General features: G+C 72.6%; 18 protein-coding genes and 1 pseudogene. 10 read left to right on the forward strand and 9 right to left on the reverse strand.

Annotated features, from left to right (window positions below):
- Positions 1 to 9: 9 nt before the first annotated feature.
- Positions 10 to 762: a carbon-nitrogen hydrolase family protein gene (locus FR742_RS13740; RefSeq protein ID WP_187281134.1), complete on the reverse strand. Its 753-nt coding sequence runs from the start codon at positions 760 to 762 to the stop codon at positions 10 to 12.
- 133 nt (positions 763 to 895) lie between these two features.
- Here FR742_RS13740 and FR742_RS13745 point away from each other — a divergent pair, with 133 nt between their 5' ends.
- Positions 896 to 2,059: a histidinol-phosphate transaminase gene (locus tag FR742_RS13745; RefSeq protein WP_219547738.1), complete on the forward strand. Its 1,164-nt coding sequence runs from the start codon at positions 896 to 898 to the stop codon at positions 2,057 to 2,059.
- A gap of 115 nt (positions 2,060 to 2,174) precedes the next feature.
- Here the strand turns inward: FR742_RS13745 and FR742_RS13750 are convergent, their stop codons facing one another.
- The 3 genes from FR742_RS13750 to xylA form a co-directional block, all read right to left on the reverse strand.
- Complete coding sequence (locus FR742_RS13750) at positions 2,175 to 3,131, reverse strand: CAP domain-containing protein (protein ID WP_148031331.1); 957 nt, start codon at positions 3,129 to 3,131, stop codon at positions 2,175 to 2,177.
- A 229-nt stretch (positions 3,132 to 3,360) separates the two neighbouring features.
- The gene (locus FR742_RS13755; RefSeq protein ID WP_148031332.1) at positions 3,361 to 3,672 is read right to left on the reverse strand and encodes an STAS domain-containing protein; all 312 of its coding nucleotides are present in this window, start codon (positions 3,670 to 3,672) and stop codon (positions 3,361 to 3,363) included.
- A gap of 250 nt (positions 3,673 to 3,922) precedes the next feature.
- Positions 3,923 to 5,098 carry a xylose isomerase gene (gene xylA, locus FR742_RS13760; RefSeq protein WP_148031333.1) on the reverse strand — a complete coding sequence of 392 codons (1,176 nt, stop codon included), beginning with the start codon at positions 5,096 to 5,098 and terminating at the stop codon, positions 3,923 to 3,925.
- A 77-nt stretch (positions 5,099 to 5,175) separates the two neighbouring features.
- On the opposite strand from xylA, the gene xylB reads away from it, so the two are divergent.
- Both xylB and FR742_RS45770 read left to right on the forward strand, forming a co-directional pair.
- Positions 5,176 to 6,588 carry a xylulokinase gene (gene xylB, locus FR742_RS13765; protein ID WP_148031334.1) on the forward strand — a complete coding sequence of 471 codons (1,413 nt, stop codon included), beginning with the start codon at positions 5,176 to 5,178 and terminating at the stop codon, positions 6,586 to 6,588.
- A 545-nt stretch (positions 6,589 to 7,133) separates the two neighbouring features.
- Positions 7,134 to 8,738 (forward strand): ROK family protein, encoded by a 1,605-nt coding sequence (locus FR742_RS45770; RefSeq protein ID WP_261808512.1) that lies wholly within the window; start codon positions 7,134 to 7,136, stop codon positions 8,736 to 8,738.
- A gap of 20 nt (positions 8,739 to 8,758) precedes the next feature.
- Here the strand turns inward: FR742_RS45770 and FR742_RS13775 are convergent.
- Positions 8,759 to 9,790: pseudogene (locus tag FR742_RS13775) on the reverse strand (LacI family DNA-binding transcriptional regulator); the annotation flags it as partial.
- Positions 9,791 to 9,871: 81 nt separating this feature from the next.
- On the opposite strand from FR742_RS13775, the gene FR742_RS13780 reads away from it, so the two are divergent.
- From FR742_RS13780 to FR742_RS13800, 5 genes are read left to right on the forward strand one after another with little or no spacing between them, the layout of a single operon-like run.
- Positions 9,872 to 11,221: an ABC transporter substrate-binding protein gene (locus tag FR742_RS13780; RefSeq protein ID WP_148031336.1), complete on the forward strand. Its 1,350-nt coding sequence runs from the start codon at positions 9,872 to 9,874 to the stop codon at positions 11,219 to 11,221.
- Positions 11,222 to 11,270: 49 nt separating this feature from the next.
- The gene (locus tag FR742_RS13785; protein ID WP_148031337.1) at positions 11,271 to 12,143 is read left to right on the forward strand and encodes a carbohydrate ABC transporter permease; all 873 of its coding nucleotides are present in this window, start codon (positions 11,271 to 11,273) and stop codon (positions 12,141 to 12,143) included.
- Positions 12,140 to 12,967, forward strand: coding sequence for a carbohydrate ABC transporter permease (locus tag FR742_RS13790; protein WP_148031338.1), 828 nt, complete (start codon positions 12,140 to 12,142; stop codon positions 12,965 to 12,967). The genes FR742_RS13785 and FR742_RS13790 overlap by 4 nt, the downstream gene beginning before the upstream one ends.
- Before the next feature lie 28 nt (positions 12,968 to 12,995).
- A complete protein-coding gene (locus FR742_RS13795) occupies positions 12,996 to 14,489 on the forward strand; it encodes an alpha-N-arabinofuranosidase (RefSeq protein WP_148031339.1) in 1,494 nt (497 codons plus the stop codon).
- On the forward strand, positions 14,486 to 15,475 hold the full coding sequence (locus tag FR742_RS13800; RefSeq protein WP_148031340.1) for a glycoside hydrolase family 43 protein: 990 nt from the start codon (positions 14,486 to 14,488) through the stop codon (positions 15,473 to 15,475). The genes FR742_RS13795 and FR742_RS13800 overlap by 4 nt, the downstream gene beginning before the upstream one ends.
- Positions 15,476 to 15,485: 10 nt before the next feature.
- Here FR742_RS13800 and FR742_RS13805 read toward each other — a convergent pair whose 3' ends face one another.
- Positions 15,486 to 16,202, reverse strand: a complete 717-nt coding sequence (locus FR742_RS13805) for a lytic polysaccharide monooxygenase (RefSeq protein WP_261808513.1) — start codon at positions 16,200 to 16,202, stop codon at positions 15,486 to 15,488.
- 154 nt (positions 16,203 to 16,356) lie between these two features.
- Here FR742_RS13805 and FR742_RS13810 point away from each other — a divergent pair, with 154 nt between their 5' ends.
- Positions 16,357 to 17,496, forward strand: coding sequence for an acyltransferase (locus tag FR742_RS13810; RefSeq protein WP_187281136.1), 1,140 nt, complete (start codon positions 16,357 to 16,359; stop codon positions 17,494 to 17,496).
- Here FR742_RS13810 and FR742_RS13815 read toward each other — a convergent pair.
- Positions 17,402 to 19,459 carry an ATP-binding protein gene (locus tag FR742_RS13815; protein ID WP_148031342.1) on the reverse strand — a complete coding sequence of 686 codons (2,058 nt, stop codon included), beginning with the start codon at positions 19,457 to 19,459 and terminating at the stop codon, positions 17,402 to 17,404. The two genes, FR742_RS13810 and FR742_RS13815, sit on opposite strands and share 95 nt — an antisense overlap.
- Positions 19,460 to 19,720: 261 nt before the next feature.
- Here FR742_RS13815 and FR742_RS13820 point away from each other — a divergent pair, with 261 nt between their 5' ends.
- Entirely contained in the window at positions 19,721 to 19,924 is a 204-nt protein-coding gene (locus tag FR742_RS13820) for a cold-shock protein (protein WP_148031343.1), read from the forward strand.
- 122 nt (positions 19,925 to 20,046) lie between these two features.
- Here the strand turns inward: FR742_RS13820 and FR742_RS13825 are convergent, their stop codons facing one another.
- Both FR742_RS13825 and rfaE2 read right to left on the reverse strand, forming a co-directional pair.
- The gene (locus FR742_RS13825; RefSeq protein ID WP_148031344.1) at positions 20,047 to 21,756 is read right to left on the reverse strand and encodes a carbamoyltransferase C-terminal domain-containing protein; all 1,710 of its coding nucleotides are present in this window, start codon (positions 21,754 to 21,756) and stop codon (positions 20,047 to 20,049) included.
- Between the two features lie 81 nt (positions 21,757 to 21,837).
- Positions 21,838 to 23,271, reverse strand: a complete 1,434-nt coding sequence (gene rfaE2, locus FR742_RS13830; RefSeq protein ID WP_148031345.1) for a D-glycero-beta-D-manno-heptose 1-phosphate adenylyltransferase — start codon at positions 23,269 to 23,271, stop codon at positions 21,838 to 21,840.
- Positions 23,272 to 23,297 lie beyond the last annotated feature (26 nt).

Consider the following 23,297-nt stretch of genomic DNA (forward strand, 5'->3'; position numbering starts at 1 on the left):
CCGGGCGATCTACTTGGTAAAGGCGAAGCTCCGGTCGGCCCGGTTGCGGCGGAACCTGCCCAGCCGCTCGAAGTCCAGCTCGTACGCGGCGACGGCGGCCGACGGCTGGGCGGTGAAGAACCCCGCTCCGTCAGCCGGCGACGGGTTCGCCAGACCGGTCACCCCGGCGCAGGGCTGCCCGTGGTACCCGGCCTCGTGATGCCAGTCGCTGACCGCCACGTACGTCATGAACTCGTACGCCCGCGCCACGCTCATGTGCTCCCACAGGCTGCGCGCCGGGCCGGGCGTGGGCCACTGCGTCACCGAGAACGCGGGCACCACCACCACGTCGGCAGGCGGGCCCGCCAGGCTCCCCGAGTACCACAGGTCGGCGCAGAGCAGCACCCGCACCCGGCGGCCGGCCACCTCGAAGCCGTCCCCGATCGGCGCGGGCACGACCCCGTCGTCCCGCTCGACCCCGTACGGGTGGAACTTGCCGTACCCGGCGAGCACCTCGCCGGCCGCGGAGACCGCCAGACCCTGGTTGACCTTGCCGGCGCCGGCGGGCGCGTAGTGGGAGCCGCCCACGACGGCGGCGCGGGCCCGTGCCGCCAGGCCGCGCAGCCGCTCCAGGTACTCCCGCCGCGGCAGCTCGGAGCCGGCCAGTTCGGGGAGCACCACCAGGTCGGCGGGCGGAGCGCCGGCCAGCAGCGTCTCGACGGCGGTGAGGTTCGCGTGGCCGTCGGGGGACCAGCGGGCGGGCTGGACGAGGAGGATCCGCACGAATCCGCTCCTTCGGGGTTTTCCTCGCATCATGCCAGGCGGCCCCGAGGCGGCCTCGGGCCGTCCCCCGCTGAACCCGGGTCTGCCCTGGCGCGTACCTTCTCACGTTCTGTTCAGGTGCCATGGAGGTGTCGTGGAGCTCAGCCTTTTGCGTGCCCAGGCGCACAGCCCTTCGTACTTCTCGTTGCTGCGCGGCTCCGACGGCCAGCGCCCGCCGGTGGACTTCTGCATCCCGTGCAACCCGTACTTCCCCACGCCGGAGATCTTCGAGCACCTGGGGAGGAACCTGGAGACGATCCTGAAGTTCTACCCGAGCGGCGCAGACACCATCACCGCCGAACTGGCGGCCACGATGGGGCTCCACCCCAAGACCGTGGCCATGGGCAACGGCTCCACCGAGCTGATCACCTGGATCGACCACCTGCTGGTGCGGGAGAGCCTGGCGATCCCCATCCCCACCTTCGGCCGCTGGACCGACCAGCCGATGGAGACCGGCAAGCGGGTCGACATGTATCCGCTGCTGGAGAGCCGGGGCTTCGCGCTCAACGTCAACGACTACGTGTCGTTCATCCGTACCCGCGGCTCCCGCGTCGCGGTCATCTGCAACCCGAACAACCCCGACGGCGGCTACCTGCCCAAGCACGAGGTGCTGCACCTGCTCGACCAGCTCATCGACCTCGACCTGGTGATCGTGGACGAGTCGTTCGGCGACTTCGTGGACGCCGAGCCCTACCCCGGGGTGGCGGCGGAGGCGGCGGTGCGGCCGAACGTGATCGTGCTGCGCAGCCTCGGCAAGAACTTCGGGCTGCACGGCATCCGCTTCGGCTACCTGGTCGCCAACCCGGCGCTGGCCGGGAAGATCGCGGACGCGCTGCCCAAGTGGAACCTGAACTCGTTCGCCGAGGTGGTCGTGTTCATGATGAAGCAGTGCATGGGCGAGTACCAGGAGAGCCTGCGGCGCCTCGCCCAGGACCGGCGCGCCATGTACCACCAGCTGTCGTGCATGCCGGAGCTGACGGTGTTCCCGTCGCAGGGCAACTTCCTGCTGGTGAAGCTGCCGTCCGGCTTCGACGGGGTGCCGCTGCGCGACCACCTGCTGGCCGAGCACGGCGTGTACGTCCGCGAGTGCGGCAACAAGCTGGGCACCACCAGCCAGTTCCTGCGCCTGGTGGTGCGCCCTCAGGAGGACGTGCGGCGGCTGCTGGTCGGCATGACCCAGTTCCTCTACTCGGGGAGCCTGCACGAGGTGCCGGTGATCGGGGTGCACCACCGTCACCCGAACTCGCTGTCGGCCTGACAGGCCTGGTAGGTGTGGGGGCGCGGCGGCTGACATGCCGCGGCGCCCCGCGGTGGGAGTCGCGAGGCGCCGCGGTCTCCTCCACACGCCGCGTGAGGAGAAGCTCAGCAGGCTGTCAGCGGGCGGCGAAGTTCTGGGTCCAGTAGATCTGGCCCGAGGAGTTCTTCACGGCGCCGACGCCGATCAGGTTGTACGAGCAGTTCATGATGTTGGCCCGGTGACCCGAGCTGTTCATCCAGGCCTTGACCACGTCGGCCGGCGTGCGCTGGCCCATGGCGATGTTCTCGGCCCAGCCGCGGCCGCCGGTGAAGCCGGCCTGCCGGATGCGGTCCATGAACGAGCGGCCGTCCTGCGAGGTGTGGCTGAAGTAGCCGTTCCTGGCCATGTCCGAGGAGTGCCCGGCGGCGGCCTTGTTCAGCTGCGCGTCGTGCTTGAGCGCCTGGCAGCCGCCCTTGGCGCGCTCGGCGTTGGTGAGGCGGACGACCTCGTTCTCCTCGGCCGTGCCCACCGTGCCCGGCGACGAGGTCGTCGTGGGCTGGGGAGCCTGGGTGGCGGTGCGGGTGGGGGTCGGCCTGGGCGTCTGCGTCGCCGTGCGGGTCTGGGTGGGGGTCGGCCTCGGCGCCTGCGTGGCGGTGCGGGTGGCCGTCGGAGCGGGCTGGGGAGTCCTCGTCGCGCTGGGGACCGGCGTGGCGGCCAGGTCGCACTCCTTCACGCGGACCGCCCGGGACTTGCCCGCGTGGCCGCGGTAGTCGGTGGCGACGGCGTAGTACGTGCCCGGCGCGCACGCCATCGCGACGGTGACGCGAGGGCTGCGGCCCCGGTCGGCGCCGCTCTTGAGGATCCGGTCCTTGCCGGGCACCGCTCGCAGGATGCGCACGCGTACCGTGCCGTAGGTGTAGCAGCCGCGCAGGGCGGCGGTCGCCCGGATCTTGCCGTCGTCGGCGAGACGCGGCTTGGTCACGGAGACGCGGCAGGCCGACTGGGGCACCGTCGCGGCGTTCGCCGTGGCGACGGGTGCCGAGAGCGCGGCCGCGCCCACGAGGCAAGCGAGTACCCCTAAGGGTCTACGCATGGGGGGATTCCTTCCAGTTTGCGGTAGAGAGGCTGGATGGATTCCGCATTCTGCCGAGTCCGTCTCGCCTTTGTCACCAAAAACCGGATATTTGTGTAAACCAAAGGGGCCTCTCAGGCGTCTGGGACGCCTGCGAGAGGCCCCTTCTCATGGGGATACGCGGACAGGTGGGACTCGGTTCACCACTGCCGCTGTCGAACGCGCGGCCACCGGCCCGCGCGGAGGCCGGTCAGCCGAGCCCGAAGGCGTCCAGGAGCCCGGCGATCCTGAGCTGGTCGAAGACCCGGGGGGTCGGGTTGACCACCCTGAACCCGGCCTCGACCTCCCACGCCGACTTCATGGCGTCGACCAGCACGCCGACGCCGGAGGAGTCGAGGAACGTCACCTCGCCCATCTCGACCCGCACCGCGCGGGGCCGCCGCGCCGACACCGCGGAGGAGATCGTCTCCCGCACCCGCGCGGCGTTCGTGAAGTCGATGTCGCCGCGCAGCACCACGGTCAGCGTCCCGTCCGTGACCTCGCCCACCGAAACCACGTCCATGTCGCGTTCGCCTCCTCGGAGCCTGGGCGAGCCTCGCCTGCTTGCCCGTACGCTGCCATACTCGGCCGCGTCCGGTCGAACCGGCCCGGCGCGGCGTCCGCGCCGGGCTTCCCTCCACCGCTGTCTATCATCGGGACCTCCGCACCGCTACGGCGGGCTGCCGGTCGATCGTGCGGAGGGACACCGCCGCCCCCACCCGGCGAGGTGCGGGCGGGGGCGGCGGCGTATGCGGGGACGGCCGGTCGGCCGGTCAGCGGGCGCCGAGCAGGTGGTCCATCGCCAGCTGGTCCAGGCGCTCGAACGCCATGCCGCGGCCGCCCGCCGCGTCCGCGTCGAACTCCTCGAAGGCGGTGCGGTCGGCCAGCAGGTCCGCCAGCGACTCCCCGTCCGCCAGCGTCGGGCGGGCCAGGTCGTCCAGCCGGGCCGCCCGCAGCGCCTCCTGCACCTCCGGGTCCGCGCGGAACGCCGCCGCTCGCTCCTTCAGCAGCAGGTACGTCCGCATGTTCCCGGCCGCCGAGGCCCACACGCCGTCGATGTCCTCGGTGCGCGGCGGCTTGAAGTCGAAGTGCCGCGGGCCGGTGTATCCGCCGGTCTCCAGCAGGTCCACCACCCAGAACGCGTCACGCAGGTTGCCGGCGCCGAACCGCAGGTCCTGGTCGTACTTGACGCCGGTCTGGCCGTTCAGGTCGATGTGGAAGAGCTTGCCGTGCCACAGCGCCTGGGCGATGCCGTGGGTGAAGTTGAGCCCGGCCATCTGCTCGTGGCCGGTCTCGGGGTTGACGCCGACCAGCTCGGGATGGGCGAGCTCCTCGATGAACGCCAGCGCGTGGCCGACGGTGGGCAGCAGGATGTCGCCGCGCGGCTCGTTCGGCTTGGGCTCGACCGCGAAGCGCAGATCGTACCCCTGGCCGAGCACGTACTCGCCGAGCAGGTCGAACGCCTCCTTGAGCCGGTCCAGGGCCACCCGCACGTCCTTGGCAGCGCCGGACTCGGCGCCCTCGCGCCCGCCCCACGCCACGTACACCTTGGCGCCCAGCTCGACGGCGAGGTCGATGTTGCGGATGGTCTTGCGCAGCGCGTAGCGGCGCACGTCGCGGTCGTTCGCGGTGAACGCGCCGTCCTTGAAGACCGGGTGCGTGAACAGGTTCGTGGTCGCCATCGGCACCACGAGGCCGGCCGCGTCCAGCGCCTGGCGGAAGCGCTTGACGTGGCCCTCGCGCTCGGCGTCGGTCGAACCGAACGGGATGAGGTCGTCGTCGTGGAAGGTCACGCCGTACGCGCCCAGCTCGGCGAGGCGGTTGACGCTCTCCACCGGGTCCAGCGGGGGACGGGTGGCGTCGCCGAACGGGTCGCGGCCCTGCCATCCGACGGTCCACAGGCCGAACGAGAACTTGTGCTCCGGGCGGGGAGTGAGGCTGTCAGTCATCGGACTCCTATTCGTAAGGGCAAAAAACAAATTAATATGCGGGAGCGCGGTAGGGAAGCCCACAACCGGGAGGCACCATGTCGGCACAGCGCGTCGTCATCGGCATCGACAGCTCCACCCAGTCGGCGAAGGCCGTCGCCGTGGACGTGGACACCGGCGCGATCGTGGGAGAGGGCCGAGCCCCGCACAGCGTGACCTCGGGCGCGGGCCGCGAGAGCGACCCGGAGCAGTGGTGGCGGGCGCTGTGCGCGGCCGTCGAGCAGACCGGCTGGGCCGGCCGGGCCGGCGCGGTCTCCGTCGGCGGCCAGCAGCACGGCCTGGTCACCCTCGACGAGTCCGGCGCGCCCGTCCGTCCCGCCCTGCTCTGGAACGACGTCCGCTCCGCCGGTCAGGCGGCCGCGCTGGCCGACAAGTACGGCCCCGAGACGCTCGCCCGGCGCACCGGCAGCGTGCCGACGGCGGCGTTCACCATCTCCAAGTGGCTGTGGCTGCGCGAGAACGAGCCGCACCACGCCGCGCGGGCCGCGGCCGTCCGGCTGCCGCACGACTACCTCACCGAGCGCCTGACCGGCGAGGGCGTCACCGACCGCGGCGACGCCTCCGGCACCGGCTGGTGGACACCCCAGGGGTACGACACGGACCTGCTGCGCGACATCGGGCTCGACCCGGCGCTCCTGCCCAGGGTCGTCTCGGGGCGGGCGGGCACCGTACGGGCGGGCGGGCCGCTGTCCGAGGGCACCCTCGTCGCCTCGGGCACCGGCGACAACATGGCCGCCGCCCTCGGCCTCGGCCTCGAACCCGGCACCCCGGTGCTCAGCCTCGGCACCTCCGGCACCGTCTACGCCGTCACGCGGCAGCACCCCGAGGACCCGACCGGCATCGTCGCCGGGTTCGCCGACGCGCTGGACAACTGGCTGCCGCTGGCCTGCACGCTCAACTGCACCCAGGCCATCGACAAGATCGCCGCCCTGCTCGGCCGGGACCGGGAGGCGGTCGAGCCGGGCGGCGACGCCGTCGTGCTGCCGTTCCTCGACGGCGAGCGGACCCCCAACCTGCCGCACGCCGCCGGGCTCGTCTACGGGCTGCGTCACGACACCACCGCCGGGCAGGTGCTGCAGGCCGCCTACGACGGCGCCGCCGCGGCCCTGCTGGCGGCGCTCGACGACGTGCTGCGCGCCGGCGGCGAGCGGCCCGACCCGGCCACGCCGCTGCTGCTCATCGGCGGCGGCGCCAGGGGCGCCGCCTGGCGGCAGACGATCCTGCGCCTGTCCGGGCGGCCGGTGCTGGTGCCGGCGGCGGCCGAGCTCGTCGCCCTCGGCGCCGCCGCCCAGGCCGCGGCCCTCCTCACGGGCGAGGCCCCGGACGCGGTCGCCCGCCGCTGGGGCACGGCCCGCGGCGAGCTCCTGGAGCCGGTGCCCCGGGACGTCGCGGCGGTGGAACGCATCGCCGGCACCCTGCCCCGCGCCGGCCAGCTCTTCACCCGGCTCTGATGTCGGAAGAACCGCCATGCGTCCCCACCGGCTCTGACCCGGAAGAACCGTCATGCGCCCCTTCCCCCGGCCCCTCGTACCCGACCCCCGCACCCTCCCTGGTCCGGCTTCCCCTCCTGTACCGGCGCGGAGACCTGCTGACCACGCCGGGAGCCCTCGCAGGCTGTCCCCGGCCACGGCGCGTACGCTCCCTGGCCCGGGCCGCGTACGTTCCCTGTTCTGGTCCTTCGGTCAGTGCGACGGGGGCAGTGCTGGGGATGCCCGCCGGTCTTGGTCTTTGGCGCGGGCTGTGGGGGGCGGGTCGGGCGCTCCCCACTCCGGTTTTCCGCCCGCACCGAGTACGCTCCCCGGTCCGGTTCTTGGGTCTGTGTGATCGAGGGTGACGCGCGGGTGAGCGTTGGTCTGGGTTTTTGGTGGGCGGGGCCCGGCTGTTTGGTTGGCGCTTCGGTACGGTTTGCGCCGTTGGGGGTGGTCGGTCAGGTGAGGGCGTTGTTCGGGGGAGGTCCGGGGTGAGAGGCGGGACGCGGCCCGCGTCGCAGCGGAGCATGCGGCATCACAACCTGGCCCTGGTGATGGGCACCGTCGCCGGGCACGGCCCGGTGTCCAGGGCGGCCGTCGCCGGGCACACCGGGTTGACCAGGGCGGCCGTGTCGAGCCTGGTCGACGAGCTGCTCGCCGCCGGGCTGCTGACCGAGCTGGGACCGGCCGCCAACGGGCGGGTCGGGCGGCCGGGCAGCGCGCTCATGGTCAGCGACAGGGGTCCCGCCGGGCTCGGGCTGGAGGTCGGCGTCGAGCACCTGGGCGTGTGCGTGACCGACCTGCGCGGCCAGGTACGCGCCTGGACGGTGGTGGACAGCCCGAACGCCGCTCTGCCGCCCGCCGAGGTGCTCGCCCGGCTGTCCGCGCTCGCCGACGACGCGACGGCAGACGTTGCCGGGCTGGGGTTGCGGCCGGTGGCGGCGGTGATGGCCGTGCCCGGCCTGGTCGCCGACGCCTCCGGCACCGTCGGGAGCGCCCCCAACCTGGGCTGGCACGACGTGCCCGTGGCGGACCTCTGGCCGGGCGCGCTGCCGCCGCGGGTCGAGAACGAGGCAAACCTGGGGGCGCTCGCCGAGCTCTGGGCGCACCCGGTGGCGTCCGACTTCATCCACGTCTCGGCGGAGAGCGGCATCGGCGCCGCCCTGGTGGTGGGCGGCCGCCTCTTCACCGGCGCACGCGGCCTTGCCGGCGAACTGGGCCACATGCCGGTCCACCCCGACGGCCCGCCCTGCTCCTGCGGCGCCCGCGGCTGCCTGGAGCAGTACGCCGCCAAAGCCGCCGTCCTCCGCACCGCCGGCCTCCCTTCCCCCTCCGCCCCCACCACCCCTGGGGTAGAACCTCGGATGACGGCCCTTTCACCTGACCTGGGTGCCGCGCCGTCGAGGCAGCAAGCGGCTCCTTCCGGTTCCGGGGACCCTCCGGTGACGCCTTCCGGGAGCGGGGGCACTCCGGCGGATTCTCTCTACGATTCAGGCGCCCCCGGGCGGCAGGCGGCTCTGCCTTACGGAGTGGCTGCCGGTGAGGCTGGGCACCGCGAGGCGGCTCCTTCCTCCGGTTCCAGAGGCTTGAGGGCAGGGCTTCCCGCGGCTCTTCCGTACGGACCCAAGGGCGTCTCGGCAGAGGGCCGTGCGACGGTTCCCGATGCGCACGAGGCGGGGCTTCCGGCGGTTTCCTCTGATCCCGGAATACCTGTGGCCGGCCTCCTGGTCGATCCCGATGCGCCTGGGGCGGGGATCCAAGAGCGGTCTGGCGGATGGGGTGGACGGATGCCCGGTCCCGATGGGATCGGGTTGCTGGCGGCGCGGGCGCGGGAGGGGGACGCGCGGGTGGTAGCGGCGCTGGAGGAGGCCGGGAGGGCGCTGGGGACGGCGCTGGCCGGGGCGGTGAATCTGCTCGACCCGGCCGCCGTGGTGCTCGGCGGGGCCTATGCGGAGCTGGGGGAGTGGCTGGTGCCGCCGATACGGCGGGAGCTGGCCGCGCGGGTGACCGTACGGGAGTGGGACCCGGAGGCGCTGACCGTGTCGGAGCTGGGGAGGCGCGGGCCGCTGCTGGGAGCGGCGCTGGCCACGGTGCGCTCGGTGCTGGAGGACCCGGCCGCGCTCTGGGCCTGAACCCCCAGGGTGCTCTCCCGGGCGATCAGCGTGTGGGAGGCGCACACCTCCTGGGGGCGCCGGTCGGGAGCCGGGCCCGCCAGGAGGCCGGCGAGCAGGTCGACGGCCGTCTGGGCGATGCCCGCGCGGTCGGGCGCGATGGTCGACAGCGACGGGGTGGAGAACCGCCCGTCCTCGATGTCGTCGAAGCCGAACAGCGCGATGTCGTCCGGCACCCGCACCCCGCGCGACAGCAGCGTGCGCAGCGCGCCCAGGGCGAGCGTGTCGTTGAAGCAGAAGACCGCGTCCGGCCCGGCCCCCGAGTCCAGCAGATCGGCCATCGCCCGGGCCCCGTCCGCGCGGTGGAAGGCGTCGACGGGCACGACCAGCGCGGGGTCCTCCGCCAGCCCGGCGGCGGCCAGCGCCTGCCGGTAGCCGCGCAGCCGCAGCCGCGCCGTCGCCCCGGACGCGGCCTGGCGCGCGCCTATCGCCGCGATGCGGCGCCTGCCCAGCCCGGTCAGGTGCGAGGTGGCCTCTTGCGCCGCAGCCACGTTGTCGATGCAGACATGGTCGTACGCGGTGCGCCGCCGGCCGATCCGCTCGCCGAGCAGCACCATCGGCGTGTGGTCGGCGCGCTGGGCGAGGTCGGCGGCGGTGAGCGCGAGCGGGCTGAACAGCAGGCCGTCGATGAGGTGGGCCCGGATGCCCGACACGACCAGGCGCTCCTTGGCCCGGTCGCCCTGCGTCTGGTCGATGAGCACGGTCCAGCCGTGCCGGTCCGCGGCGGAGATCACGTTGGTGGCCAGCTCGGCGAAGTAGGGGATGTCCAGGTCGGGCACCGCCAGCGCGATCACCCCCGACCGGCCCTGCCGCAGGTTGCGCGCGGTCAGGTTGGGCCGGTAGTTCAGCTCGGCGATGGCCCGCTCCACCCGCTCGCGGGTCTCCGGCTTGACGAACGGATAGCCGTTGACGACGTTGGAGACCGTCTTGATCGACACTCCGGCGAGCTCGGCGACGTCCTTCAGTCGTGGCTGCACAGAGGCACTATAGCCGGGTTTCCAACGATGTAACACTTCAGTCTCCTCCTGTTTACAACGTTGGATTCATCGATGTAGAAATGCGGTCATCTCACCACCGTTGGGGAAGTGATCGTGATGACCGAGACGTCTACCCACACCCTCACCCGCCGCGGCCTGCTCGGCCTCGGCGCCGGCGCCGGCACCGCCCTGCTCCTCGCGGCCTGCGGCGGAGGCGGCGGTCCCGCCGGTCCCGCGGCCCGCCAGTCCGGCCCCGCCTCCGCCGCCCCGACCGCCTACACGGGCCCGAACGTGACCCTGTCCTTCTGGAACGGCTTCACCGGCGGCGACGGCCCGTACATGAAGAAGCTCGTCGACCAGTTCAACGGCGAGCACCCCAACATCAAGGTGACGATGAACGTCTACCAGTGGGCGGACTACTACGCGAAGGTGCCCGCCGCGGTCACCGCGGGACAGGGGCCCGACCTGGGCATCATGCACGTCGACAGCGTGGCGACCAACGCCGCCCGCCAGATCGTGCTGCCGCTGGACGACCTGGCCGCCTCGCTCCAGCTCGCCGAGGCCGACTTCTCCCCGCCGGTCTGGCAGGCCGGCACCTACAAGGGCGGCCGGTACGCGATCCCGCTGGACGTGCACCCGCTCGGCATGTTCTACAACAAGACCGTCATGCGGGAGGCCGGCCTCGACCCGGAGAAGCCGCCGCAGACCGCCGGCGACTACCTGGCCGCGCTGGAGGAGCTGAAGAAGGCCGGCGTGCAGGGCCACTGGGCGACCCCGTTCCCGTTCACCGGCACGTTCCAGTTCACCAGCCTCCTCTACCAGCACGGCGGCACGCTCTTCAACGACGACGCCTCCAAGGCCATGTTCGGCGGGGACGCCGGCGTGCAGGCCCTGACCTGGCTCGTCGACCTGGTCAAGAAGGGCTACAGCCCGAAGAACGTGGGCCAGGACGCCGACGTCATCGCGCTGAAGAACGGCAAGGCCGCCTTCAACTGGAACGGCATCTGGACCATCAACACCCTCAACGAGGTCGAGGGCCTGGAGTGGGGCGTCGCGCCGCTGCCGCAGATCGGCTCCCAGCCGGCGGCGTGGGCGGGCTCGCACCAGTTCGTGGTGTTCAAGCAGCGCAGCCAGGACGACGACAAGCTCACCGCGGCCAAGGTGTTCATCAACTGGATCAGCCGCCACTCCCTGGAGTGGGCCAAGGGCGGCCAGGTGCCCGCCCGCAAGGCGATCAGGGAGAGCGCCGAGTTCCAGGCGCTGAAGGAGCAGGCGACCATCGGCTCCCAGATCGACCACCTGTTCTTCCCGCCGCCGGTCGCGGGCGTCGCCGACGTCAGCCCGCTCATCGACACCGCCGTCAACAGCGCGATCCTGCTCAAGAAGGAGCCGGCGGCCGCCCTGTCGGACGCCGTGACCAAGGCCGACAAGCTCCTGGAGCAGAACCGCAAGAAGTACGGCGGCTGATCCCGTGGTGGACGTACGCATCCGGCGGCCCGCACCGGTCGGGGGAGGCATGACGGCGCCCCCCGTGCGCAGGCGCGGGCGGCTCACGCCGCTGTTCTTCCTGAGCCCGTACCTGCTGCTGTTCTGCCTGTTCGTGGCCGTGCCGGCGGTCTACATCAGCCTGCACGAGTGGGACTACCTGCTGCCCGGCAAGCCGTTCGTCGGGCTGGACAACTACGCGGCGCTGTTCGACCCGGACTCGCCGGTGCACGACAACTTCTGGACCTCGATGAAGGCCACCGGCGTCTTCACCCTCGGCAGCGTGCCGCCGCTGGTGGTGCTGCCGCTCGGGGTGGCGATGATCCTGAACCGGCGCTTCCCCGGCCGCACGTTCTTCCGCGCGGTGTTCTTCCTGCCGTTCGTGCTCGGCGTCGCGGTCATCGGCGTCATGTGGCGCATCCTGCTCGACCCGAACCTGGGGTTCGTCAACCACCTGTTCGGCCTGGACATCCCGTGGACGACCGACCTGCCGTGGGCGTGGGTGTCGCTGATCGGCATCACGGTGTGGTGGACGCTCGGCTTCAACGCCGTCATCTACCTGGCCGGGCTGCAGGACATCCCGCGCGAGCTGTACGACGCCGCGTCCGTGGACGGGGCGGGCGCCTGGCAGAGGTTCTTGCACGTCACCCTGCCAGGGCTGCGGCCGGTGGCGGTGTTCGTCACCACCGTGACGATCCTGGCCTCGGCCAACATGTTCGGCCAGGCGCTGCTGGTCACCCAGGGCGCGCCCGGGATCGAGACCCGCACCGCGATCATGTACATCGCCCAGGAGGGTCTCGTCGACTACCGGATGGGCAGCGCCGCCGCCATGAGCTACGTGCTCACCCTCGCCCTCATCGTGGTCAGCGTGATCAACTTTCGGATCTTCAGGAGCAGGTCATGAAGACGCTGAAGGCGTCCGCCTGGTACGTCATGCTCGTCGGCTTCGCCGCGATCGTGATCGTGCCGCTGCTGTGGATGCTGCTCACCTCGCTCAAGACCAACGTCGAGGCGACCCGGATCCCGCCCACCTTCGTGCCCGAGGAGTGGAGCACCGGCGCCTACCGGACGCTCGCCGAGGGCACCAGCGAGACGCCGGTGCTGCGCTGGTTCCTCAACAGCATGGTCGCCGCCACCGGGCAGACCGTGCTCGTGCTGGTGGTCGCCTCCACCGCCGCCTACGCCCTGGCCCGGCTGGAGTTCCGCGGCTGCGGCCTCCTGTTCGGGATCATCGTGGGCACGCTGCTGGTGCCGAGCTTCACGCTGCTCATCCCGAACTTCCTCGTCGTGGACCAGCTCGGCTGGCTTGACAGCCCGTGGGCGCTCATCGTGCCCGGCGCTGCCAGCGCGTTCGGGGTGTTCTTCCTGCGCCAGTTCTTCCTGTCGCTGCCGCCCGAGCTGGAGGAGGCCGCCACCCTGGAGGGCGCCAACCACCTGCAGATCTTCCTGCGCATCGTGCTGCCGCTGGCCCGGCCCGCGCTGGCCACGCTGGCGGTGCTCACCTTCCTGAGCAACTGGAACGAGTTCATCTGGCCCATCTACGTGCTGTTCAGCCCGGACCAGTTCACGCTGCCGCCGGGGCTGTCCATCCTGCAGGGCGCCTACACCATCGACTATCCGGTGATCATGGCGGGCGCGGTGCTCGCCAGCGTCCCCGTCCTCGTCCTGTTCGTCATCGCCCAGCGCTACGTCATCGAGGGCGTGTCCCGGTCGGGCCTCAAGGGCTGACCCGTCCGCATTTCAAGGAGCTGTTTACGTGGAGACCGCACGGCTGACCCTGGACCGCGACTTCACCATCGCCCCGGTCGGCAGGCGCCTGTTCGGCTCGTTCGTCGAGCACATGGGCCGCTGCGTCTACACCGGGATCTTCGAACCCGGCCATCCGACCGCCGACGAGCACGGCTTCCGCGCCGACGTGCTGGAGCTGACCCGCGAGCTGGGGGTGAGCGTCGTACGGTACCCCGGCGGCAACTTCGTCTCCGGCTACCGCTGGGAGGACGGCGTCGGCCCGGTCGCCGACCGGCCCACCCGGCTGGACCTGGCCTGGCGGCAGATCGAGACCAACCGGTTCGGCCTCGACGAGTTCATGACCTGGACGCGGGCCGCCGGGGTGGAGCCGATGATGGCGGTCAACCTCGGCACCCGCGGCATCCAGGAGGCGTGCGACCTGCTGGAGTACGCCAACCACCCCGGCGGCACCCGCCTGTCCGACCTGCGGGCCGAGCACGGCAGGCCCGACCCGTACGGGATCCGGCTGTGGTGCCTGGGCAACGAGATGGACGGGCCGTGGCAGGTCGGCCACAAGACCGCCGACGAGTACGGCCGGCTCGCCAACGAGACGGCGCGGGCCATGCGGCTCGTCGACCCGGACGTGCGGCTGGTGCTCTGCGGCAGCTCCAACAGCCGGATGCCGACGTTCGGCGGCTGGGAGGCGACCGTGCTGGAGCACGCCTACGACGCCGTCGACTACCTGTCGCTGCACGCGTACTACGAGGAGGACGGCGACCTGCCCGGCTTCCTGGCCAGCGCGGCCGACATGGACCGGTTCATCTCCTCGGTGGTCGCCACCGCCGACCACGTCGCCGCCAAACAGCGCACCCGCAAGCGGATCGACCTGTCCTTCGACGAGTGGAACGTGTGGAACCAGGCCGACTACCACGGCCGCGAGCGGGAGCCGTTCGAGGAGGCGCCGCGCCTCATCGAGGACACCTACACCGCCGCCGACGCCGTCGTCGTCGGCGACCTCCTCATCACGCTGCTGCGGCACGCGGACCGGGTGGCGGTCGCCTGTCAGGCGCAGCTCGCCAACATCATCGCGCCCATCCGCACCGAACCCGGCGGCCCCGCCTGGCGGCAGAGCATCTTCCACCCGTTCGCGCTGACCGCCCGGCACGCGCGCGGCGAGGTGCTGCGCGTCGAGCCGGTGTCGCCGTCGCTCGACACCGGACGGCACGGCGAGGTGCCGCAGCTGTCCGCGGTGGCCACGCTCGACGAGGACGGGGTGACGCTGTTCGCCGTCAACCGGTCGCCGGACCGGCCGCTGGAGATGACCGCCGACCTGCGGGACGTGCACGCGGACCGCGTCGTCGAGGCGTGCACCCTCGCCGAGGACGACCCGCACCGGGTGGGCGGCCCCGCCGAGGAGGTGCGGCCCCGGCCGCTCGACGGCGTGAAGGCCGACGGCGGGACGCTCACCGCGGTGCTTCCCCCGGCCTCCTGGACAATGGTCAGACTGGGGCGCCGGGCATGAACCCCCGCGTCCTGGCGGGCGCGCTCCTGTGCCTGCTGGCCGCCTGTTCGACGGCAACCCCCACGGGAGAGAGCATGACCTTCACCAACCCGGTCCACGACGCGAACTTCCCCGACCCGGGCGCCCTCCGGGTGGGCGCGACGTGGTACGCGTACGGGACCAACGGGGGCGGCGCGAACGTGCCCCTGCTCACCTCGCCCGACCTGGTGACCTGGACGCCCCGCGGCGACGTGCTGCCCGAGCTCGGCTCGTGGGCCGAGCCGGGCCACACCTGGGCGCCGGAGGCGATCCAGGTGACCGGCGACCGGTTCGCCCTCTACTACACGGCCCGCGCCGCCGGGACCGGCCGCCAGTGCGTCGGCGTCGCCACCGCCGCCCGCCCGGAGGGGCCGTTCAGGGACGACTCCGACACCCCGCTCGTCTGCCAGGCCGGCGAGGGCGGCTCCATCGACGCCAGCCCGTTCCGCGACGCCGACGGCGCGCTCTACCTCTACTGGAAGAACGACGGCAACGCGATCGGGGAGACCACCTGGCTGTACGGGCAGCGCCTCACCCCCGACGGGCTCGGCCTCGAAGGGGAGCGGGTGCGGCTGCTGGCGAACACCGCAGCCTGGCACGGCAAGGTCGTCGAGGCGCCCCAGCTCGTCCGCCACGAGGGCCGCTACTACCTGTTCTACTCGGCCAACGCCTTCGACGCCGCCGCGTACGCGGTCGGGTACGCCACCTGCGACACCCCGCTCGGCCCCTGCCACGACGCCCCCGAGAACCCGATCCTGTCCAGCGGCGAGGGGGCGGCCGGGCCCGGCCACAGCTACCTGGTGACCACGCCGGGCGGGCAGACCTGGCTGCTCTACCACGCCTGGCCGCCGGACGCGATCGGCAGCGTGGAGCCGGGGCGGCGGCTCTGGCTGGACCGGGTCGACTGGGAAGACGGCAAGCCGATCGTGCGCGGCCCCACCGCGACCCCCCAGCCCCACCCCGCGTAGGAGGGCCGGCCTAGCGTCCTCTGTCCTGGCGGCGGGCCAGCAGGGCCAGCCCGCCCGCCAGCGCGAGCAGGCCGCCGCCCGCCAGCCAGGGCAGGCCGGCGGCCCCGTCCGGCGGCTTCGCGGCGATCGTGAACACCACGTCCGAGCACGAGTAGTACGTGTCCGGAGTGTCGGTGTTGCGCCAGACCGTGTAGATCAGGTGGCGGCCCGTCTTGCCCGCGGGCAGGCGGCCCTCCATCACGTACGAGCCGTCCCGCATCGGCGGGTCGGTCGCCTCCACGAACGGGCGCGGCTCCAGGTCGTCCCAGCCGAGCGGCCGGGCGGGGTCGTAACCGTCAGCCGTCACGTACAGGTGGAAACTGCCCCGGTGCGGGATCGTGCCCCGGTACCTGAAGGTGAAGTCGCCGCCCCGCACGAGCGTGGTGGCGGGCCAGTCGGCGCGCGGCAGGTCCAGGCCCCGGTAGGCGTCGAGCCCGCCGCTGCACAGCCTGCCGTCGGGGATCACCTCGCGATCCCGCCCGCCGACGTCCGCCACCCGCAGGTCGTCCCACGCGTCCGGCAGGCCGCCGCCGTTCGCCGCCGCCGCGGCGGCGCACGCCGGCTCCCGCGGCGTCCCCTCCGCCCCGCAGGCCGCCGCCCGGCTGACGGGCTCCTCCAGCGCCCCGTGGGAGCCGGTCGCCCACAACCCCAGCACCGCGACGGCCACCCCGGCGATCCGCTGACGCACCTCGGCCGACCTCCTCCTCCGGCGACACCCTGCGCTCAGAGGTACGCCGCCGGGCCCCGGGCAGTTCAGGCCCATGGCGTAAAGGGGACATTGAGCAGTTAATGAGCGTAGAACGACCTGTTGAGTGAACAATGCCCCGGCGCATGCTCGCCGGGTGAACAGGGGGCGGGACAAGGCGTACGAGAGCCGGCACCGCAAGGCGGACCGGCTGTACGAACTCGACGGGTTACGGCTGGCGGCGGCGCTGTGCGTGGTGCTCTTCCACTACACGTTCTCCGGGCCGGTGGGCGGCACGACGACGATCACGTATCCGGAGATCTCCGGTCTGACCCAGTACGGCTACCTGGGCGTGGACCTGTTCTTCCTCATCAGCGGCTTCGTGGTGCTGATGAGCGCCTGGGGCAAGAGCCCGCGCGCGTTCGCCGCCTCCCGGCTGGCCCGGCTCTACCCGGCGTACTGGCTGGGCGTGGCCGTGACCGCGCTGGTGACGGTGACGCTCGGCCAGGGCATGTTCGAGGTCTCGCCGATCCAGGTGCTGGCCAACCTGACCATGTTCCAGTCGGTGGCCGACGTGCCGAACGTGGACGTCGTCTACTGGACGCTCTGGGCCGAGATGCGGTTCTACTTCCTCATCCTGGCGTTCGCCTGGGTGGGGATGACCAGGGGCCGGGTCATGGCCATGCTGTGGGGGTGGCTGGCCATGACCGCCCTGGTCCAGGCCGGGGTGCTGCCGGGGGTCGCCGACCTGGTCGTGCAGTCGGAGTTCGCGCACTACTTCATCGCCGGCATGGCGCTGTTCATGGTGTACCGGTTCGGGGTCACCTGGCAGACGCTGCTCCTCGTGCCGCTCTGCCTGGCCAACGCGGTGTACCGCGGCATCGGGTACGCCGACGCCGTCGGGCGGCGGTACGGGGCGGAGTACGACCCGTGGGTGATCGCGATCGTGATCGCGGCGGCGTTCCTGGTCATGACGCTGGTCGCGGTGCGCGCGCTGCGGCCGCTCGCCCGGCCCTGGCTGGTGACGGCGGGAGCGCTCACCTACCCGCTCTACCTGCTGCACGGTCACATCGGCTTCGTCGTCATCGAGCGGACCGGCGGCGCCGTGGACCGGTGGGTGCTGCTGGCGGCGCTGGTCGCGGTCATGTGCCTGGCCGCCCACGCCGTGCACCGCTGGGTGGAGCGGCCCGCCGCCCCGCTGGTCAGGCGTCTGGCCGGGCCCCGAACACCTCCTGGTGCCACAGGATCTCCGCCACCCGTTCCAGTCCGGCCGCCAGATGCCGCCGGTAGGTACTGAACGGCAGCCCCAGCCTCTCGGCCGCGGCCTCCTGGGTGGGGACGCGGCCGAAGTACGTGGTGGCCAGCGCCCGGTGGAAGCGGTCCGCGCGCGGGTCCTGCCGCACCTGCTCGACCGCCTGTTCCAGCAGGTCGCGCACGGCCCGCGCGGGGTCGCGCTCGGGGTGCACGGCGACCAGCCGGCACCGGGCCAGCGCGTTGCCCGCCAGCGCGTCCGGCCGCGACACGTTCCGTAGCGCGTCGCGTACCGCCGCGTCGAAGTCCGTACGCGCCAGCACCGCGAGCTCCTTGCCCTGCGGGGACGCGGGCCTGCGCAGGCCCAGCCCGCGCGTGCTCATCCGCTCCAGCCAGGCCTCCGGCGTGATGGTGCGCCAGTCGTGCGCGAACAGGCCGAACGTCTCGCGTCCCAGCGGGATGCGGACGCCCAGGTCGTGCATGTCGTAGTGGCCCAGGTAGCGCCGCCACGAGTCCGGGTCCCGCATGACCAGGAACGTCCAGGCCAGCCGGTCGGAGCGCAGGCACTCGCCCACCGCGCGCCACTGCACCAGGTCCATGACCGGCGACCTGCCGTGGAAGGGGGGCAGCACCCAGGCGCGGGCCAGCGCGATGTGCTCGCCGGGCCGCGGCGGCGCGGTCTCCTCCACGTGCCGCCACGCCGCCGCGATGAGCGGGCAGTCGGCGTCCGGCTCGGCCGGGCCGCTCACCCGCACCCACGACATGAGCGCGACCGGCTCGCCGGTCTCGGTGCGCCGGTGCACCCAGAACCCCTCCGGCTGCCGGTCGATCCAGTAAGCGGCGTCCGAGGCCGACGCCTCGCCCTCGGCCTCGGCGGCCATCCGCAGGACCTCGTCGCGGTCCTCGGGGTTGAAGGCCTCCTCGTGCACCTCGCCGTCGCCGCGCCAGTTCTGGAACTTCGAGGTCACCCCGTCGTGGCGGTGCAGGAAGAACAGCGAGCCCATGGCCGTCAGCGTGTCCTGCCCTGCGGCGGCCCGCACCTGCGCGGCCAGGTGGGCGTGGATGCGGTGGTGCATGTCCGCGTACCCCTCGGGGTCGCGCCAGCGCAGGTCCGCCTCCAGCGCGTCGCGCACCACGTCGTGCGGGAACAGGCCGTGCCGGCCCGACTCGATGAACGGCAGCCGCCGCAGCCAGTCGAACAGCGGCTTCGGATGGTCGGGCAGCACCGCGCGCAGCAGCTCCTCGGTGGTGGCGTGGGCGTGGGCGCACACCTCCAGGGCATGGCGGTGGGCCGCCGAGGGCACCTCGCCGACGAGCTGGTCCAGCAGCGTCTCGGCGAGCTCCTCCGGGATGTCCTTGTCCAGGGTCCAGCGGGCCGAGGCCCGCTCGTCCTTGGCGGCGACGGCCGCGCCCAGGCACAGCGCCAGCGGGTGGCCTCCCGCGAAGGCCAGCAGGGGCTCGCGCAGGTCCGCCGCCACCCCGCGGGCGTCGATCAGCGCCATCGCCTCCTGCGGCGCGAGCGTGCGCAGCCGGATCACCCGCAGCACCTCGGCCCAGCCGGGGTCGGCCTGCCAGCGCAGGTCGGGCGGGTTGCGCCCGGCGACCACGACGAGGGCTCCCGCCGGCACCCGCGGCAGGAACCTCTCGCGCAGCCAGCCCTCCAGGCCCTGGCACCGCTCGAACGTGTCGACCAGGAGCACCCCGCGCTCCACGGTCAGCACCTGCCCGGCCTCGGCCTCGAAGCCGCCGGGCGACGGGTCGACGGTGTGCCCGTCCACCGTCACCACCGGACGGCCCGCCGCGGCGGCCTCTGCGGCGAACCGGCGCAGCAGCGCCGACTTGCCGATGCCGCCCGAGCCGTGCACGAACAGGACCATGAACGAGCGGTCCGTGCCGAGCGCGGATCGGAAGAGGGCCTGCTCCTCCTCCCGCCCCACGAACGCACGGTCACGGGCGGCCTCCAGGCGCTGCCCCAGTGACGAGAATCCCGCCTCAGGACCCGATAACATGCGGGCCACGATAGCTGTGTGATCTTGACAAGGTCCGGCTAATACAGATCGTCAAACGTGAAAAATTCAACAGAATTTGCTCGCGAGTCATGTTGGCCGAGCACGCGCGGGGCCGTGCTAGTCTTAGAGACGTTGCAGTTCTGGTACCCATGACTTCGTGTGCGCCTAACGGTATGTAACCGTCGGGCGCATTTTGTTTTACCGGTCATTTCCGGATGGGTCCGGACACTCCGGCTCTGTACTCATCAAAGGAGAAATGACATGGCCACAGGCACCGTGAAGTGGTTCAACGCCGAAAAGGGCTTCGGCTTCATCGAGCAGGACGGCGGCGGCGCCGACGTCTTCGCCCACTACTCCAACATCGCCGCTCAGGGCTACCGCGAGCTGCGTGAGGGCCAGAAGGTGAGCTTCGACATCACCCAGGGCCAGAAGGGCCCGCAGGCGGAGAACATCGTCCCCGCCTGACGCTCCACGGCCGAGGGCCCGCATCCCGTTCCGGGGTGCGGGCCCTCGCTCGTTCCCGGCAGCTCCTCGGCCGCGCCGGTCGCTCGCCGCCAGGCCATGGCGCTGCGGGTGCCCGCGACGTGCTAGACGGGACGCGCCGGAGGCTGCCAGTCGTCGCCGGGGACAGGCGGCTCGTCGCGCTTGCGGATGAGGTAGGGCGGCAGGGCCAGCGCGTGCAGGCCGGTCTTGCGCAGGGTGCCGACCGAGTGCTCCGGCGTCTCGGTGAGCGGGTCGCCCGGCCCGTTCAGCGAGGTGTTGACGAGCACCGGGCAGCCGGTCCTCTCATGCCAGCGGGTCAGCAGCTCGTGCAGGAACGGCGTGCGGCCCGGCTCCACCGTCTGCGGCCGGGCGGTGCCGTCCACGTGTGTGACGCAGGGCAGCTCCTCGCGGTGCTCAGGCCGCACCTCGGCCGTGTACTGCATGAACGGCGCCGGCCGGTCCACGTCGAAGATCCGCCCCGCGTGCTCGGCCAGCACCAGCGGGGCCAGCGGCCGGAACCACTCGCGGCCCTTGACCTCGACGTTGACGTAGTCGCGCAGCTCGGGCACCCGCGGGTCGCCGAGGATGCTCCGGTTGCCCAGCGCGCGCGGCCCCGACTCGGAGCGCCCCTGGTGCAGGCCCACCGTCCGGCCGCCCGCCAGCAGCTCGACGATCGCGCCCGCCAGGTCGGCGGGCCGCTCGGCCGTCAGATCCTCCGGCAGCGCCCGCACCGCCGCGTCGATCTCGGCCGGGTCGGGTTCGGGCCCGAGGAAGTCGTCGGCCCACCGGAAGCCGCTCTCGGCGCCCAGGCACTCGATCATCCCGTACAGGGCGCAGCCCACGGCGGTGCCGCCGTCGTGCGGGCTCGGCGGGATGAACACCTCGCGGAACGGCGACCCGCGGATCAGCCGGCCGTTGGCCGTGCAGTTCAGCGCCGTGCCGCCCGCGAACACCAGGTCCGCCAGGCCCGTCCGCTCGTGCAGCCAGGCCGCGAGCCGGTCGAGCGCCCGCTCGAACGCGCGCTGACCGGCGGCGGCCAGGTTGGCCGACCGCTTGAACGTGCTCGCGCCGTTGGTCACGTAGCGGAACGCCGCGCCCTGGTCGAACGTGTCCAGCCACGCCCGCGGGATGAACACCTCGTGCCCGCGCACGTCCAGCTCCGGCAGCCCGAGCGCGTCCGGGTCGCCGAACGGGGCCAGGTCCATCACCTTGCCCTCGTCGCCCCCGCCGCTCGGCCAGAGCATCCGCGTCAGCAGCGCGTAGAAGCAGCCCAGCCCCGCGGGCCTGGTCCAGTCGCCGTCCCAGAGCTGCTTGGCCAGGCATTCGACCCGGCCGCGCGCGCACCGGTAGAAGGACGACACCTCCAGCAGGTCGCCCGGCGTGCCGCGGGGCAGCTCCACCCGCTCGGTGAAGTCCCGCACCCGGCTGCCCTGCGTGTCCACGACCAGCCCCGCGGCCTCCTCGAACGGCGACGGCGGGAAGGCGCTGTAGAGGTGGCTCAGGTGGTGCGAGACGAGCACGACCGGCGTGTCCCCGGTCAGGCCGAGGGTCTCGCGCAGCTCCGCACGGTAGGCGGCCAGATTGGCGATCTCGGTGTCGGACGAGTAGCCCTCCACCACGAGGTCCACCGGCCCGGCGAGCTGGGGCAGCCGGGGCAGGTAGTGGTCCGGCAGGTCGCCGAGCCGGCCCCGGTGGTGCTCGCGGCGGGTCATCCGCTCCTTCTGCAGGCTGTGGACCGAGGTCCGGCCGCGGGCGACCGCGATCGACCCGTCCCGGGTACGGTTGACGCCGATCACGACAGGACTTCCGGTCATCTTCGAACCCCCCGAACGAGCGACGAACCAGGAGTCCCGTACCCCGATATCACGATATGTCACAGTATGATGACACAGTGCTCATGAAGGCCCGGCCGGATCCTCTTCCGGCAGCGACCGCACCCGCTCGATGATCGCCGTCGTGGACCGGTCCGAGACGTAGTCCAGCACCCGCACCTCGCCGCCCATGGCCCGCACCAGCGGAGCCTCCTGCAGCATCTCGGGCGTGTAGTCGCCGCCCTTCACGTACAGGTCGGGGCGGACCATCCGCAGCAGCCGCTCGGGCGTGTCCTCCTCGAACGAGATCACGTAGTCGACGTAACCGAGCGCCGCCAGCACCGACATGCGGTCCTCGCACGAGTTGATGGGCCGCCCCGGCCCCTTCAGCCGCGCCGTGCTCGCGTCGCTGTTGACCGCCACCACCAGCACGTCGCCGAGCCGGGCGGCCCGTTCGAGGTACGTCACGTGCCCCCGGTGCAGCACGTCGAAGCAGCCGTTGGTGAACACGATCCGCTGCCCGCGCCGCCGGTGCTCGTCCAGCCGGGCCGCCAGCCGCTCCGGCGTCTGCGCCCGCCCGTCCTCCCGGTGCAACGCCCGCAGCAGCTCCTGCCTGGTGCAGGTGGCGGTGCCCGGCCTGCGCACCACCACCCCGGCGGCGGCCTGTGCGGCCTGCGCCGCCTGCTCCGGGGCCGCCCCGCCGGCCAGCCACAGCGCGAACGCCGCCGTGTAGGTGTCGCCCGCCCCGGTCGTCATGTGGTCCGGCGCCGGCTCGGCGTAGGTCCGGTACGGCGGCCGTCCCTCCTGGTGCAGCAGGGTGCCCTCGCCGTCCAGCGTGGTCACCACCATCCGCGCGCCCGACTCCGCCAGCAGCCGGCCGGAACGCTCGGTCAGGAAGCGCACCCGGTCGTCGTGGCCGCCGTCCTCACCCAGCAGTTGCAGGACCTCGCCGTAGTTCGGCAGCACCACCGCGGGGGCGCAGGTCCGCCACGGCGTGATCGCGTGCGCGTCCACCACCAGCAGGGGCAGCCCGGCCAGCGCCCGCCGCACCGCGTCCGTGCACCCGCCCGCCCCGTAGTCGCAGGCGATCACCACGTCTGCGCCGGGCAGCGACTCCCGCAGCTCCTCGATCACGCGGGCCTCGGCCGCGGCCGGGATCGGGTCGCGGTCCTCCTCGTCGTAGCGGGCGATGAGCTGCTCGCCGACCATGAGCCGCTGCTTGTGCGGGGTGCGCCTGCCGGGCACGGTCACCATGCGGGCGTCCACGCCCAGCAGGCTGAGCGCCGTGGCCAGCTGCTCGGCGCAGGCGTCGTCGCCGACCGGCCCGATCAGCCGCACGCGCGCGCCCAGCGCGGCCAGGTTGGCCGCCGTGTTGCCCGCCCCGCCCGGCGCGTCCTCGGTGGCCTCGACACTCACCACGGGGACCGGCGCCTCCTGGGCGATGCGCTTGACCGGCCCGCGCAGCCACGAGTCGAGCATCACATCACCGACGACCACGGCCTGGATGTCCCTATCCATAGAAGGGCGACTACCAGGAGGAACGG

This window comes from Nonomuraea sp. C10 (genome assembly GCF_008017515.1).
In the GTDB taxonomy this organism is placed as follows: domain Bacteria; phylum Actinomycetota; class Actinomycetes; order Streptosporangiales; family Streptosporangiaceae; genus Nonomuraea; species Nonomuraea ferruginea.